At 63.1% G+C, this 14,633-nt stretch carries 14 protein-coding genes; 2 read left to right on the forward strand and 12 right to left on the reverse strand.

Annotation, left to right across the window (positions count from 1 at the left end; all coding sequences use genetic code 11):
- Positions 1 to 34: 34 nt before the first annotated feature.
- Positions 35 to 844 carry an SDR family oxidoreductase gene (locus tag ESZ53_RS04850; protein ID WP_129071791.1) on the forward strand — a complete coding sequence of 270 codons (810 nt, stop codon included), beginning with the start codon at positions 35 to 37 and terminating at the stop codon, positions 842 to 844.
- 51 nt (positions 845 to 895) lie between these two features.
- Here ESZ53_RS04850 and ESZ53_RS04855 read toward each other — a convergent pair whose 3' ends face one another.
- The 8 genes from ESZ53_RS04855 to ESZ53_RS04890 all read right to left on the reverse strand — a co-directional run bounded on the left by ESZ53_RS04855 (position 896) and on the right by ESZ53_RS04890 (position 9,356).
- The gene (locus tag ESZ53_RS04855; protein WP_246837389.1) at positions 896 to 1,672 is read right to left on the reverse strand and encodes an NADPH-dependent oxidoreductase; all 777 of its coding nucleotides are present in this window, start codon (positions 1,670 to 1,672) and stop codon (positions 896 to 898) included.
- Positions 1,673 to 1,876: 204 nt separating this feature from the next.
- Positions 1,877 to 2,806 (reverse strand): phosphodiesterase, encoded by a 930-nt coding sequence (locus ESZ53_RS04860; protein WP_129071793.1) that lies wholly within the window; start codon positions 2,804 to 2,806, stop codon positions 1,877 to 1,879.
- Between the two features lie 171 nt (positions 2,807 to 2,977).
- Positions 2,978 to 4,498 carry a sodium/proline symporter PutP gene (gene putP, locus ESZ53_RS04865; protein ID WP_129071794.1) on the reverse strand — a complete coding sequence of 507 codons (1,521 nt, stop codon included), beginning with the start codon at positions 4,496 to 4,498 and terminating at the stop codon, positions 2,978 to 2,980.
- 346 nt (positions 4,499 to 4,844) lie between these two features.
- Positions 4,845 to 6,113: a DNA-processing protein DprA gene (gene dprA, locus ESZ53_RS04870; RefSeq protein WP_246837422.1), complete on the reverse strand. Its 1,269-nt coding sequence runs from the start codon at positions 6,111 to 6,113 to the stop codon at positions 4,845 to 4,847.
- A 2-nt stretch (positions 6,114 to 6,115) separates the two neighbouring features.
- On the reverse strand, positions 6,116 to 7,648 hold the full coding sequence (locus ESZ53_RS04875) for a YifB family Mg chelatase-like AAA ATPase (RefSeq protein ID WP_129071796.1): 1,533 nt from the start codon (positions 7,646 to 7,648) through the stop codon (positions 6,116 to 6,118).
- Positions 7,645 to 8,001 (reverse strand): YraN family protein, encoded by a 357-nt coding sequence (locus ESZ53_RS04880; RefSeq protein WP_129071797.1) that lies wholly within the window; start codon positions 7,999 to 8,001, stop codon positions 7,645 to 7,647. The genes ESZ53_RS04875 and ESZ53_RS04880 overlap by 4 nt, the downstream gene beginning before the upstream one ends.
- 128 nt (positions 8,002 to 8,129) lie before the next feature.
- Positions 8,130 to 8,636 (reverse strand): hypothetical protein, encoded by a 507-nt coding sequence (locus ESZ53_RS04885; RefSeq protein WP_129071798.1) that lies wholly within the window; start codon positions 8,634 to 8,636, stop codon positions 8,130 to 8,132.
- Between the two features lie 99 nt (positions 8,637 to 8,735).
- Positions 8,736 to 9,356 (reverse strand): LysE/ArgO family amino acid transporter, encoded by a 621-nt coding sequence (locus ESZ53_RS04890; protein WP_129071799.1) that lies wholly within the window; start codon positions 9,354 to 9,356, stop codon positions 8,736 to 8,738.
- Positions 9,357 to 9,384: 28 nt separating this feature from the next.
- On the opposite strand from ESZ53_RS04890, the gene ESZ53_RS04895 reads away from it, so the two are divergent.
- Positions 9,385 to 12,354, forward strand: coding sequence for an FAD-binding and (Fe-S)-binding domain-containing protein (locus tag ESZ53_RS04895; protein WP_129071800.1), 2,970 nt, complete (start codon positions 9,385 to 9,387; stop codon positions 12,352 to 12,354).
- A 79-nt stretch (positions 12,355 to 12,433) separates the two neighbouring features.
- Here the strand turns inward: ESZ53_RS04895 and ESZ53_RS04900 are convergent, their stop codons facing one another.
- The 4 genes from ESZ53_RS04900 to rplS form a co-directional block, all read right to left on the reverse strand.
- On the reverse strand, positions 12,434 to 12,757 hold the full coding sequence (locus tag ESZ53_RS04900; protein WP_009772690.1) for a DUF2469 domain-containing protein: 324 nt from the start codon (positions 12,755 to 12,757) through the stop codon (positions 12,434 to 12,436).
- A 22-nt stretch (positions 12,758 to 12,779) separates the two neighbouring features.
- Entirely contained in the window at positions 12,780 to 13,415 is a 636-nt protein-coding gene (locus tag ESZ53_RS04905; RefSeq protein ID WP_129071801.1) for a ribonuclease HII, read from the reverse strand.
- A 3-nt stretch (positions 13,416 to 13,418) separates the two neighbouring features.
- On the reverse strand, positions 13,419 to 14,174 hold the full coding sequence (gene lepB / locus ESZ53_RS04910; RefSeq protein ID WP_129071802.1) for a signal peptidase I: 756 nt from the start codon (positions 14,172 to 14,174) through the stop codon (positions 13,419 to 13,421).
- A 65-nt stretch (positions 14,175 to 14,239) separates the two neighbouring features.
- A complete protein-coding gene (gene rplS / locus ESZ53_RS04915) occupies positions 14,240 to 14,587 on the reverse strand; it encodes a 50S ribosomal protein L19 (protein ID WP_129071803.1) in 348 nt (115 codons plus the stop codon).
- Positions 14,588 to 14,633: the final 46 nt, after the last annotated feature.

A 14,633-nucleotide genomic window follows, 5' to 3' on the forward strand; every position in this document is an offset into this window, starting at 1 on the left:
CGGACATTCGCGCACGACGCGATAGCGTTTCGGGATGACCACTCCAGCTTCACCGCAGCACGTCGGCACCGCTCTCGTGACGGGAGCGACCTCGGGACTCGGCGCAGAATTTGCCCGCCAACTCGCCTCGGCCGGCCACGACCTCGTCCTGGTAGCACGCGATCGCGCCCGTCTGGAGAGCGTGGCAGAGTCGCTGCGAGCCGCCTTCGGCATCGACGTCGAGGTGCTCGGCGCCGACCTCACCAACCCGGAGCAGCGAACGACCGTCGAGGAACGACTTGCCACGATCGAGCATCCGGTCAGCTACCTCGTGAACAACGCGGGTTATGGCCTTGCGCAGGAATTCGAGAGCAACTCCGTCGATGACGAGGAACGGATGCTCGAGATCTTGGCCACCGTACCCCTGCGCCTCAGCCATGCCGCGCTCGGCGGCATGCTCGTGCGCGGCTCAGGCACCATTCTTACCGTCGCGAGTATTGCGGGAGGCGCCCCGCTCGGTCTGTACGCAGCCGCTAAGACTTGGCCGTTGAGCTTCAGCCGCTGGGCCAATGCGCAGTACCGCCACCGCGGCGTCACCTTTAGCGCGGTGGCTCCCGGTTTTGTGCGCACCGAATTTCACGCCCGCCTCGGTATCGAGCGCTCCGCCATGGCACCGAAGTGGATGTGGCTCAACGCGGATTTCGTAGTTCGCACTTCGTTGCGCGACGCCGCGCGCGGTCGCGGGCTCTCGGTTCCGAGCATCCGCTACAAGTTGGTGTGGGCGCTCATGAAGGTGGCACAGCCGGTCATTCTGCTGGCTGTAGCGCGATCGAGCCGCGCAACCTCTGCGAAGACGGGGCGCTAGGCACTGCGCCCGCACGCTGACTGCCCGGTGGCGGTCGGCCAGAGCTGAAATCTAGCGGATCGGGAACCCGCGCGCCTCGACCTCGTCCTTGAGCTGATCACGCAGCGCAGCCGACGGACCGGTCACTCCATCCGGCTTGCTCGTGCGACGCGCGGTGTGCTCCGCCCACCCATATTCGGCATCCGGAATTTGAGAAGCTCCATTGGTAACCTGACGGCCGGCGTAGAGGCCGTTGGCGATCATCACCTCGTCATATTCCCGCACGTGCTCTTCGACATCTGCACCGGAGTACTGCTCGCGGTGCACGACGGCCTCGCTCGCCAAGCGTGGTTTGACGCCCCGCCGGACGCCCTCTTCGGGGTAGCCAATCGTGAGCCCTGCCACCGCAAAAACACCCTGTGGCAGCCCCAGCTCAGCAGCGATCGCGCTCGGGCTATTTCGCACCGAACCGATTGGCACAGCGCCGAGCCCCAAGGACTCGGCAGCGACGAGCGCGTTTTGGAGCGCCAGCGTTGCATCGATCGACGCCGTCAAGAACATCTCCAGGTTGCCCGCCCCGAAAGTGCGCCCCTGGCGCTCGGCCAAATAGTGGAACCGCGACACGTCTGCGCAAAAGAGGAGCATGACGGGTGCCTCGGCGACGTAGCGCTGGTCACCGACAAGGTGAGCCAAGCGTGCACGACGCTCGGCATCCTCAACGACGACGATGCTGAACGCTTGAAGGTTCGAGGATGTCGGGGCGCTGCGAGCGGAGACAAGTATGGCTTCGAGCACTCCAGCTGGAAGCGGAGTCTTTTCGAAACTGCGAATCGATTCGTGGCTCGTCAAAACTCGAATAGTATCCGTGACAAACTCAGGCGCAATTTCGCGCTGCTCTTGTTCGATTCGAGTGGTCGGTGAAGTGTGTGTCGAGCCCAAAGTCATGGATTCATGATTTCACGCTCGACTGGGCGCGTGATGCACACAGCATCGCTGCGGCATTGAGCGCCGCTGTCTGAACGCCCCGACAACTTCGGCGGGCACAACAGCGCGCTAGTCGGACGCAGCAACCTCGGCGGCATTGAAGGTCGAGTTCTTGGCAGAGAACGTTTCGAGGCGTTGTTGCGGTGTCATTGCTTCGATCTGAGCCCACGCATCAGCGGAGTGCCCGGTGATCTCGGCCGTATCGCCGACCGGGATGATCGAGTGCACAGTCTGCTTCTCGTAGACGTGCACCACGTTCACGGCCTGGCCGTAGTCGACGCCCGAGAGCAGTCGGTCTTCGGCGCTCAAGTCGAGCGTGTAGCAGGTTGCCGATGCGACAGAGACGGGGATGCCCGCAAACGTCGAGTGGGTCGAATAGTGCAGGTGGCCCGCAAGAATCGCCCGCACATCGCTGCCCTCGAGAACTTCAGCCAGCCGTTCCTGTCGCTGCAACTCGAGCATGCCCATCGCTTCAAGCATGGGGGTAGGGATCGGCGGATGATGCACGGCGAGCAGTGTGCCGTGCGGTGCGGGGGTAGCTAGTTCGTTGCGCAGCCACTCCAACTGTGCGTCGCTAATGTCACCGTGGTGATAACCGGGCACCGTGGTGTCGAACGAGATGATGCGCAACCCGTCGATCAGGTACACCCGGTCTTGCGGAGCATCCGACTCGTCATCGAAAAGAAGTTTGGAGTACTGGTTGCGCTCATCGTGGTTACCCATGACCCAAATGATTTCGGCGTTCATACGCTTAGCCGCGGGCTCGACGATTTCGCGAAGGCGCACGTAAGCGTCGGGCTCCCCCAGGTCGGCGAGATCACCGGTGAAGACGATGGCTTGCGGGTGAGCCGTTGATCGTTCGAGTTGGGCCAGCGCCTGTTCGAGATGTTCGATCGTATTGACCGCCCCGTAGAGCGATCGCCCGCCCGCCAGCAAGTGGGTATCGCTGACATGGGCGATGACGTGGCTGGGAGCAGGGTACTGGCCGAGTTGAATCACACGCCCAGCCTAGGCCTGCCGAGTGTCATTCAATAGAGCGCTCGCGAGGCACAGCGAAAGGCTGCGTGCTAGAACTGCGCTCATTAACGCAGGATGCCCGCCGCCACGACAGTGGTCAACGGGCATCCTGAGGCTGCTGTCACGAGCTCGTCGCTCGCGACAGGACGCGGATTAGTCCTTCTTGTCGAAGACGGGCAGCGTTACCGTTCCGGTGCGAACGCCTTCAACAGCCGAGTCGAACTCGGTCACGATGTTGTCGCTGTGTTTGAAGGTGAACAAGCTCACGACGATCGCAATCACAAGGTTCAGAATGAAGCCAGGCACGATTTCGTACATGACGCCGGAGAGCGCATCGCTGTTGCCCCAGATGACGACGGTGACAGCACCGGCGATCATTCCGGCAATCGCACCCGGCGCGGTCAGCTTGCGCCAGAACAGCGACAGCAGAACGATCGGACCGAACGCTGCACCGAAGCCGGCCCACGCGTAGCCGACGAGGTCGAGAACGGATGCTTGCGGGTCGAGCGCAATGATGATTGCGACCACCGAGACGACGAGTACACCGAGACGGCCCAAGATGACCTGCGCCTTGGGGGTAGCTTCCTTCTTCGCAATGATCTTGAAGAGGTCTTCGACGAGAGCCGACGACGACACGATCAGCTGCGAGGAGATCGTGCTCATGACAGCGGCAAGCACTGCCGCGAGAACGAAACCAGCGATCAGCGGGTGGAAGAAGATCTGCGACAGCTCAAGGAAGACCTTCTCGGGGTCATCCAAGGTGAGGTTCGGGTTCTGCTGGAAGTACGCGATACCGATGAGGGCGGAGGCCAGCGCACCGAGAACCGAGATGATCATCCAACTGATGCCGATGCGGCGACCGGCTACAGCATCCCCGGGGGAACGCAGCGCCATGAAACGAACCAGGATGTGCGGCTGACCGAAGTAACCGAGGCCCCAGGCTGCTGCGGAAATAGCCGCGATGGCTGAACCGCCGAAGAGGTTGAGCATGTCGACTTCTTCGGTGCTGACGGCCCGGATCGATTCCATGGCGCCGTCGATGCCACCGACCTGCGAGATGCCGATGATCGGCACGAAGATCAACGCGAGGAAGATCATGATGCCCTGAACGACGTCGGTATACGTTGCCCCGATGAAGCCGCCGAAGAGGGTGTAGAGCACGGTGACGCCACCGACGAGCAGCATTCCGAGGAGGTACTCGGAGTCAAAGGCACTCTCGAAGAACTTGCCACCGGCGACCATGCCGGACGATACGTGGAACGTGAAGAAGACGAGGATGATGATGCCGGCGGTGATGCGCAGAATGTGCGTCTTGTCGCGGAGGCGGTTCTCAAAGAAGCTGGGAACGGTGATCGAGTTCTTGGAAACCTCGGTGTAGGCGCGAAGACGCGGTGCTACAAACTTCCAGTTAAGCCAAGCACCGATCGTCAGACCGATGGCGATCCACGCTTCGACGAGACCGCCGACGTAAAAGGCACCGGGTAGCCCGAGGAGCAGCCAACCGGACATGTCGGAGGCACCGGCGCTGAGCGCTGCCACCCCGGGGCTGAGCTTGCGACCAGCAAGCATGTAGTCGTCGAGGTCGGTAGTGCGTTTGTAGGCCCACCAGCCGATCCCGAGCATTGCGGCCATGTAAATGACCATCGCAATAATTTGGAAGGTTAGATCGTTCAAGGTGTCGCCTTTCTCATGCATGTGCGTGGGTTAAGCCTGTCTACCCTTGCAGAGATAAGGATTAGTAACAATCTCAATCGGCGTGCATAAAAGGTAAGAGTTTCTAATGGTTGCGCGTAGATAGACACGAATCACGCACTTTGGCGAAGTTTGCACAGGAGTTTTGCGTCTGGCCGTGATTGGCCACAACTTTCAACAGCGCGCTCCCGTGCTCTCTTGAGCAACAGATTCGTTGCGCCTCACCAAATCGGCTCGTCTACTCAGTCCACTCGGACACGGACACGAATCTGAGGCAGGCGGAAACTTTCAACAATCGGGAATCGGCCTCACGCATCAACGGAGTGGATCAACTAGCGGCACGCTTCCAACCGCGCTCGGTTTCGGTGACGCGACCGTCGAGTTCGAGGAGGCCTAGCTGAGCTCGAACCGTAGAGATCGCGAGGCCACTGCGTGCGGCGAGGTCGTCGGTGGTGCGGGCGCTGCGAGCGCTGAGGGCGTCGAGAAGGCGAATGGTTTCAGTATTGCGCTGGCTGCCAACATCCGGCGCCTCGCTCGTTGCCGTGACGACCTTTGTGACATCCACGACCTCGTCGACGGTGAGCAGTGCTTGCTCGATCGGCGCTAGCTCGGCCATCTGGTCGGGGTTGGTGACACACACGGCGTCATAGTCATGGATAAGTCGGTGACAGCCCGCGGAGGCTGCGCTCGTGACCGGCCCAGGCACTGCACCGAGCGGACGACCTAGCGTTGCTGCGTGGCCAGCCGTATTGAGGGAGCCGGATCGCCAGCCCGCTTCAAGCACTACCGTCGCCATGCTCGCTGCGGCTATGAGCCTGTTGCGCTGCAGAAACCTCCATTTGGTAGGTGGCGACCCGCACGGGAGCTCGGAGATTACGACGCCGTGTTCCACGATGCGACCGAGGAGAGCGTCATGGCCGCTCGGGTAGAAGCGATCTACTCCCCCGGCGAGAAACGCGACGGTGAGGCCCTGACTGGCGAGAGCCGCGCGGTGAGCCATGCCGTCGATGCCGTAGGCGGCGCCCGACACGATCGTGTACCCACGATCGACAAGGCCAGCGGATGCTTCCATGGTGATGTGTTCGCCGTAGCCGGTTGCTGCGCGGGCTCCGACGAGGGCGATGCCGCGTTCGATTCCGGCGAGGGCTTCGTCGGTTCCGCGAACCCAGAGCGCAGAGGGTGCGTGCCAGTCGAGATCATTGAGCCGGGATGGCCACAGGGTGTCGGCGGGCGTGAGCAGGCGCGCGCCGAACCGGGCAGCCTGACGCAGAGCGATGAGAGCTGTGTTCGATTTGAGCCGTGGCATCCACCGGTCAAGCGCTTGGGCCATATCGTTGTCGGCCACGACCTCACCGTCGCCAGCAAGCGCGGCGGCAAACCGCTCTGGATCCCAATGCTCAACAACAGCGGTAAGAGCGCGAACGGCCCCTAGCTGCTGGATGGCGCGACCGGCAAGACGATCACCAGGCTCGGCGAGGCCGCTCCACGTTGCGCGAGCGAATCGCTCCTCGATCGCATCACGATTGAGGTCATTGCCGCCCCCGACACTGACGGCCTTTACGAGGGTGGCGACTTCTGATTCTTTGAGTCCGAACATGGTCACTGGGACATGGCCTTTCTGAGGTAGAGCGCTTGCCCGACGTGGGTATCGTCGGGACGGGAATCGTCGGCTAAGTCGGCGAGAGACCACGCGACGCGGAGCACGCGGTCGTAGCCGCGCATCGTGATGCCGCCGCGCTCGAGTGCACGGTCGAGTCCGGCAGTGACCTTCGGCGCGAGGCGCAGTTCGGTGCCGCGCAAGTACGAGCCCGGCACGTGCGAGTTGAGTCGCCACGGCGTGGTCTCTAGTCGAGCCGCCGAGCGCTGCCGAGCCGCTGTGACGCGGGCTCGGGCATCCGCTGTCGAGAGAGACGGTTGCTCCCCCGCTAGCCGCAGTTGGGCGCTCGTGATGCGCTCAACCCGGAACTGGATATCGATGCGATCGAGGAGCGGCCCGGAGAGACGGGCAAGATACCGCCGCCGACTGTTCGGCGGGCACGTGCATTCGCTGTCGCGCGCACCCCACTGCCCGCACGGGCACGGGTTCGCCGCCATCACTAGCTGAAACCGTCCCGGAAAGTGAGCAATCGCATTGGCCCGATGGATGCTGATGACTCCAGATTCGAGAGGTTGCCGAAGTGCATCCAGAGCTGCCGGTGCAAACTCGGGTGCTTCGTCGAGAAAGAGCACTCCGTCGGAGGCCCGGGCGGCAGCACCCGGACGTATCTGGGAGCTGCCACCTCCCACGAGCGCCGCGGCCGTCGCCGTATGGTGAGGCGCTTCGAGGGGTGGACGTGTCGTGAGACTGCTGCCGACCGGGAGTCCGGCGAGCGAACGAATGGAGGACACCTCGAGGGCCGCCTGCGGATCGAGATCGGGTAAAAGCCCGGGCAGCCTCGCGGCGAGCATCGTTTTGCCGGCTCCGGGCGGGCCCAGCAGGAAGACATGATGGCCGCCCGCTGCTGCGACCAGCATCGCGTCAATCGCGTCGCTGCCGCCGATCATGTCGGAGAGGTCGCCGACGTTATCGAGCGTGACCTCGGGAGCAGCCCTCGTTATTACTTCGACGGGTTCAGGCTCGAATTCTCCGCCATGCCAGATCGCGGCATCCCGCAGCGAAGGAACGGCGATCACTCGCATGTCGGGTACGAGGGATGCCTCATCGGCATTGCCGCTCGGCACCATCACAGTCGTGAACCCTGCCCGCGACGCGGCGAGCACCGCAGGCAGCACCCCGTTTACCGGACGAAGCCGCCCATCGAGACCAAGCTCACCGATGTGAAGCACACGGTCGATAGACTCCGCCGAAATCGTGCCGGCGGCAGCGAGGGCCGCGACCGCGATACCGAGGTCAAAACCTGAGCCGTGCTTCGGCAGAGCGGCAGGCGATAGGTTGACGGTGATCTTACGGTTCGGCAGCCCGCATCCGGAGTTCGTTGCCGCCGCCCGCACCCGATCTTTCGCCTCACCAAGCGCGGTGTCGGGCAAGCCGATGAGCACGAATCCCGGGAGGTTGTTGGAGAGGTCTGCCTCAATCTCCACAATCGCGCCTTCGAGGCCCAGAAGGGAGACAGCGTAGGTTCTGCCGATCACGAGATGCGCTTCAAGTGCTCGATCTCGATTTCGCCACGTGAGGGCACGATCACGGCAATCGCATCAATGCGAACAGTCGCTCCCGAACCCGGATGGTCGTCACACCACGCCGCGGCGAGTCGCCGAAGTCGTGCAAGTTTCGTGGCCGTGATCGACTCGAACGGATGCCCAAACAACACACTCGAGCGAGTCTTGACCTCGACGAAGACGAGCTCGTCACGCTCACGCGCCACAATGTCGAGCTCCCCTTGCGAACACCGCCAATTGCGGTCGAGGATCTCAAGCCCTGCACTAGTCAGGTGGTCGGTCGCGAGCTGTTCGCCACGTGCGCCAAGTTCATCTTTTGCTGCCATGGCTCAAGCGTCGCGTCTCGGGGCAACCGGCGACGAGACTGGGCACGTTGTGGGCGAAGACTCCCCGACGCGCCCCGGTGGGGAGGACTAGTTATTCAGCCAGAAAACTACTCGGAAAGACGAGCTGCTTAGTCACCCGAACTCGCCGCTTCGAACGCTGAGACGCTGAACCGAGCACCGTCGTCGACGGTCACCCTCAGCGTCAAGCTCGAGAGGTCGCCCTTAAGCGACGAAGTGAGATAGGTCGATGCCGGCGTTCCTCGTTCACTCGCGCAGTTACTAGCCCAGGTTCTATCCAGAACGGTGTCGCCCGATACTATCGCCACCTCATACGGGGTATTCCTATCGCACCCAATCGCGAGAAAGAGCTGGTCGACCGCGTCGCCTAGCGGAGGCAACAAGTATTCCTGTGCGCCCGCATCCACGTGCTCGAAGAGAATCGAATAGGCAGAATCGGAGTTCAGAAGGCTGGAGTCAGTGCTGAGGAGCGGCATCTCCCAGCTGTTCCCCTCCGTCGCGACGTCAGATTCCCCCGACGACCACGAAGAATCAGATGCTTGTGGCCCGGCCGGCACACAACCGGCAAGCCCGAGCACAACCGCGACACCGACTAGAGAGAATCCACCACTACGCATAGTTGATTTCTAACACTCAGCCGAGCAGCCACCTAGTAAATCTAATGAATCGTCATGAAACCGTTTTCAGGTGCTCCGGCCACAAGGCACAGGGCACGACTACTCGAACAACCCGGCGATCAAACTCGCCGCCAGCACCACCATGATGATCGCAATCACAATGTCGAGCACCCGCCACGCCATCGGCTTAGCGAAGAGTGGTCGCAGATAGCGGCTGCCATAGCCGATCGCCGTGAACCAGATCACGCTGCCGAGGCACGCTCCGAGCGCGAACCACCAGCGGTCATCGCCGTAGGTTCCACCGATGGAACCGAGCAGCAGCACGGTATCGATATACACGTGCGGGTTGAGCCAAGTGAGCGCAAACGCCGTCGAGAAGGCGGCCGCGAGCGTCATCCCCTTGCCGCCGGTCGACGCCGTGAGGGCTTGCGGACGCATGGCGCGGCGCAGCGATAGGAAGGCGTACACGAGCAAGAAGAGGGCGCCACCGACCCGCGCGATCACGAGCAGCCACCCTGCTTGCTCGATGAGCGCGCCGAGGCCAGCAACACCGGCGGTGATCAGCACGATGTCAGAGAGCATGCAGACGAGCACTACCGCAGTGACATGTTCCCGCCGCAGTCCTTGACGCAGCACGAACGCGTTTTGCGCGCCGATCGCAATTATCAGCGAAAGCCCAAAGCCGAGCCCGGCGATGACGACGGCGATGATCGGGGGCATGAGATGACTCTAGGGGCAGAATGGGTGCATGCCGTCCACGCCACCGTCGGAACACCGTGACCTCGTTCACGCGCTGAGTTCTGCGGTGCGCGGCGAGGTCGATGACTCCACGCGCCGCCGTGCCGAATACTCCAGCGATGCCTCGAACTATCGGGTCGTGCCGCAGGTTGTGGTTTTCCCGCGCGACACCGACGACGTGCTCGCGGCGCTGGCCATCAGCCGCGATTCCGGCACTCCCCTCACGTCTCGCGGCGGCGGCACATCCGTTGCCGGCAACGCCATCGGCTCCGGCATCGTGCTCGACTTTTCTCGCCATCTCAACCGCGTCATCGACATTGACCCGGATGCCCGCACCGCCCGCGTGCAGCCCGGCACCGTCTTGGGCACCCTCCAAGCCGCCGCGCAACCACACGGTCTGCGCTTCGGCCCCGACCCCTCCACGTGGTCGCGCTGCACCGTCGGAGGCATGATCGGCAACAACGCGTGCGGCGCCCACTCACTACAGTTCGGGCGCACCGCCGACAACGTGAAGAGCCTCGATGTTGTCGATGGCCGCGGTCGACGCTTCACGGCGGCGAACGACCCGAGCGTCATCAACGGCCTCCCCGCCCTCGTCAGCAGCAACCTCGCGACGATCCGCACCGAGCTCGGGCGCTTCGGCCGTCAGGTGTCGGGCTACAGTCTCGAACATCTGCTGCCCGAGCACGGACACAACCTAGCCCGCAGTCTCGTGGGCACCGAAGGCAGCCTCGTGACGGTGCTCGAAGCGACCGTCGACCTCGTTGCCGAAGCCCAGCATCCACTGCTCGTCGCCCTGGGCTATCCAGACATGGCCACCGCGGCCGACGCTGTGCCCGCCCTGCTCGCCCACCGCCCTAGCGCGATCGAGGGCCTCGATGCCCGCATCGTGGATGCCGTGAGCCGCACCCGCGGAGCCCGCGCCGTTGCCGCCCTGCCCGCAGGCGCGGGCTGGCTGCTCGTCGAGATCACGGGTGACGACCCCGCCGAGACTCTCCAGCGCGCGAACCGTCTTGCCGCCGATGCTGCGGCCATCGAGTCGCGCGTCATCATCGATGCGGCGGCCGCGAAGCAACTGTGGCGCATCCGTGAAGATGGCGCCGGACTGGCCGGGCGCACGGCATCCGGAAAGCAGGCGTGGCCCGGTTTCGAAGACGCCGCTGTGCCACCCGAACGCCTGGGCGCCTACCTGCGCGACTTCGATGCTCTGCTGGCCGACTACAACATTGAGGGGATGCCGTACGGCCATTTCGGCGACGGTTGCGTTCATGTGCGGCTCGATATTCCGCTCGCGACGGATGGTGCATTTTTGCGAGCCTTCGTGGATGACGCCGCCACCCTCGTCGCGTGCCATGGCGGCTCGCTGTCGGGCGAACACGGCGATGGTCGGGCGCGCAGTGAGTTGCTGCCGCGCATGTATTCGCCCGCGGCCATCGAGCTCTTCGGGCAGTTCAAACGCCTCTTCGACCCAAACAATCTGCTGAACCCGGGCATCGTCGTTGACCCGGCCCCGGTCGACGCTGCTCTGCGCCGGCCGGCCGCGCTCCCGCTGATCAAGGTCAACGGTTTTGCGTTCAGTGACGACGATGGCGATCTCACCACGGCCAGCCACCGCTGCGTCGGAGTCGGCAAGTGTCGCGCCGACAACGCGGCCAGCCACGGGGTCATGTGCCCGTCATACTTGGCGACCGGCGACGAAAAAGATTCCACTCGCGGTCGCGCGCGCGTGCTGCAAGAAATGGCCAACGGCACCCTCGTCACCGGCGGCGTGAATTCCCCCGAAGTCCACGACGCGCTCGACCTCTGCCTCTCCTGCAAAGCGTGCGCGAGCGACTGTCCCGCCGGCGTCGACATGGCTACCCTCAAGGCCGAAGTGCTGCACCGCCGCTACGAGGGCAAGCTCCGCCCGCGCAGCCATTACCTCCTCGGCCAGCTTCCGCGGTGGGCACGACTCGTGTCGCCAATCGCCCCGCTCGCCAACGCCCTGCTACGCGTACCGCTCGTGCGACGCCTCACTCTGTGGGCCGGAGGAATGGATGCTCGGCGCACGTTCCCCGCCTTCGCTCGTCACCCCTTCCGTTCGAGCTCCGAGGCTCGAGCCCTGCGCGCTGCGCCGCCAGTCGCGGCAACCAGCGCTGGACGGGCAACCTCCGCCGCCGCCACCCCAATAGCATCCGCCGACCGCGCAGACAACACTCCCGTCGGCCAGTACCGCGACAACCGCAGCGACGCTGACCGCAACGCCACACCACGCCCCCAAGTCCTCCTCTGGGCCGACTCGTTCACCGACAACTTCTCGCCGGACATTGCTCGCGCCACGATCCGCGTGCTGGATGCGGCCGGCTACGAGATCCTGCTTCCGGAACGCGATGTGTGTTGCGGCCTCACCTGGATCACCACCGGGCAGTTGGCGGGCGCGCGCCAGAAGCTCACCGACCTAGTCAGCGAGTTCTCCGGCTATGTCGACCGCGGCATCCCGGTCATCGGCATCGAGCCTTCGTGCACGGCCGTGCTGCGCTCCGATCTGACCGAGCTTCTGCCCGACGACCTCGCGGCGGCAGCAGTCGCCCGGTCAACTTTCACGCTCTCGGAGCTGCTCACCGCGCCGGCACCGCTGGGGCCAGCCAACTGGCAACCGCCTGCCCTCAGCAACCAGACCTTTGTTGTGCAGCCGCACTGCCACCAGCACGCGGTGATGGGCTTCGACGCCGACCGCGCGCTGCTCGCTGCCACGGGAGCCACCGTTACCGAGATCAGCGGATGCTGCGGGCTGGCCGGAAACTTCGGCATGGAGAAGGGCCACTACGACGTTTCTGTCGCAGTCGCCGAAAACGGCATCCTGCCTGCCCTGCGTGAAGCGACATCCGACAGCACTCTGATCGCCGACGGCTTCTCGTGCCGCACCCAGGCATCACAACTCGCGAATACCGAGGGCAAGCACCTCGCGGAAGTTCTCGCCGCCGCGCTTCCCGAGCGCTAAGCGGCCCGTCCGCACTCAGCCTGTACAGCGCCATACCGCGCCGCGACAAAGCGGCAGAACGACAGAGCGGCAGAACCGGCTACTCGTCGAGCGCGAGTTCCTTCGGCAGTTCGAGGTCTTTGGCGCTGAGCTCTTCGATGTTGACGTCTTTGAACGTGAGCACGCGCACACTCTTCACGAAGCGGTCGGAACGGTACACGTCCCACACCCACACGTCGGTCATCGAGAGCTCGAAATAGAAGTCGTGCTCGGTATCGCGGCGCACCAAATCGACCTCGTTGGCGAGGTAAAATCGTCGTTCCGTTTCGATCACAAAGCGGAATTGGCTCACTACATCGCGGTATTCGCGGTACAGCGCAAGCTCGACCTCGCGGTCATAGTCTTCAAACTCGTCTTCATCCATGCTGCCCTCATTGTAGGCCGCACTACCGCAACCATGTGTGCCGATGAAGTTCAGTGGCGCCGAGACTGCGCACAGCCTCAAAATGCGCCGCCGAACCGTACCCCTTGTTGCTCGGCCAGCCGTAGCCGGGGTATTCGTTATCGGCCTCGATCATGAGGTTGTCGCGGTGCACTTTTGCCACCACGGATGCCGCAGCGACCGAGACGCAGTCGCGGTCTGCTTTTACCCGGGTGTGCACTCGCGGCGCGACCGTGAGGGCGCTGCTGAGCCAGTCGGTGCTGCCGTCCAACAGCACCACGCTCGACATCACGTCGAGACCCGCTTCGTGGAGTTGGATGAGCGCGCGCTTGCCGGCCAGCCCCAAGGCGGCCGTAATGCCGATCGCATCAATCTCGGTGGCATCCGCGTAGCCAACTGCCGACAGAGGCGCCCATTCGAGAGTGAGCGGTTCAAGAAGCTCGCGCCGCTTTTGGCTCAGCATTTTTGAATCGCGCAACCCTGCAGGCCAAGCGCCATGCGCGCGAGTGATCGCCGTCATACCGACACCGACCGGGCCCGCGATTGCCCCGCGACCAACTTCGTCACAGCCGATGACGGCACGCGCACCGGCGCGAAAGAGTTCGACCTCGACATCGCTGTTCGGGTCTGACACAGCCACGATCTACTCGGTGCTCTGCGTTACCCGCTGAAACGTCGTCGGGTAGTTGTCGATCATGCTCCATCGATCCGTCGGCCAGCTGATGAGGAAGGCACGCCCCACGACAGAGTCGATCTTCACGAAACCACCGGTGGGGTCGTCTTTGTGGAACGCGGAGTCGGCAGAGTTGTAACGGTTGTCGCCCATAACCCAGATGGAGTCGTCGGGCACCGTGACAGAGAAGTCTTCTTGAGTTGCTTTGGTGACGGCATCCGGAAGCTTGATGTACGGCTCTTCAAGAGGGATGCCATTGACAATGAGCTGACCGAATTCGTTGCAGCATTCCACGGTGTCGCCAGGGAGCCCAATGACGCGCTTGATGAGGTGATTGCTGCTGTCGGGGGCACTCAGCCCGACGAACGCGAGCACGCCGTCAACAGCGCCCACGAACCAGTTCTCGGGTTCACTCGAAATTGCAGGCAACCAGCCACCGGGATCTGTGAACACCACGACATCGCCGTGCTCGATCGGGAAGAGCGAGGGCTCGAGCTGGTTCACCAGGATGCGGTCATCGACCTGCAGGGTGTTTTCCATCGACGACGACGGAATGTAGAACGACCGCACGAGGTACGTCTTGATCACGAAGGAGATCAGAATTGCAGCCACAAAGATGATCAGGAGATCACGGAGGAACAGCTTCCAGCCGCCCGCTTTCTTGGCGGAACGATGGCTATTGCTGCGGCTGCCATCCAGCGCATCGTCAACAGTATTGTGTGTCATTAAACCCCAAAGCTCCCAGCAAGCATAAGCCGCTGGGAGCCATTGGTTTGTGAATTACGCGAGTGTTAGTTGTCGCGCTTCTCTTTGATCTTCGCCTTCTTACCGCGCAGGTCGCGCAGGTAGTACAGCTTGGCGCGGCGAACGAGTCCACGCGAAACAACCTCAATGTGGTCGATTACCGGCGAGTGAACCGGGAAGGTACGCTCTACGCCGACCTGGAAGCTGACCTTACGAACAGTGAAGGTCTCGCGAACGCCGTGGCCCGAACGACCGATTACAACGCCCTGGAACACCTGAATACGCGAGCGCGTACCTTCGATGATGTTGACGTGAACCTTGACGTTATCGCCGGCACGGAAATCAGGAATGTTGTCTTTGAGAGACGCCTTGTCGACGCCATCGAGGATATGCATTAGTAATCGCTCTCTGCGCCCGCCATGAGTCGAACGCACTTAGTTA

This window comes from Salinibacterium sp. UTAS2018 (assembly GCF_004118935.1).
Classification (GTDB): domain Bacteria; phylum Actinomycetota; class Actinomycetes; order Actinomycetales; family Microbacteriaceae; genus Rhodoglobus.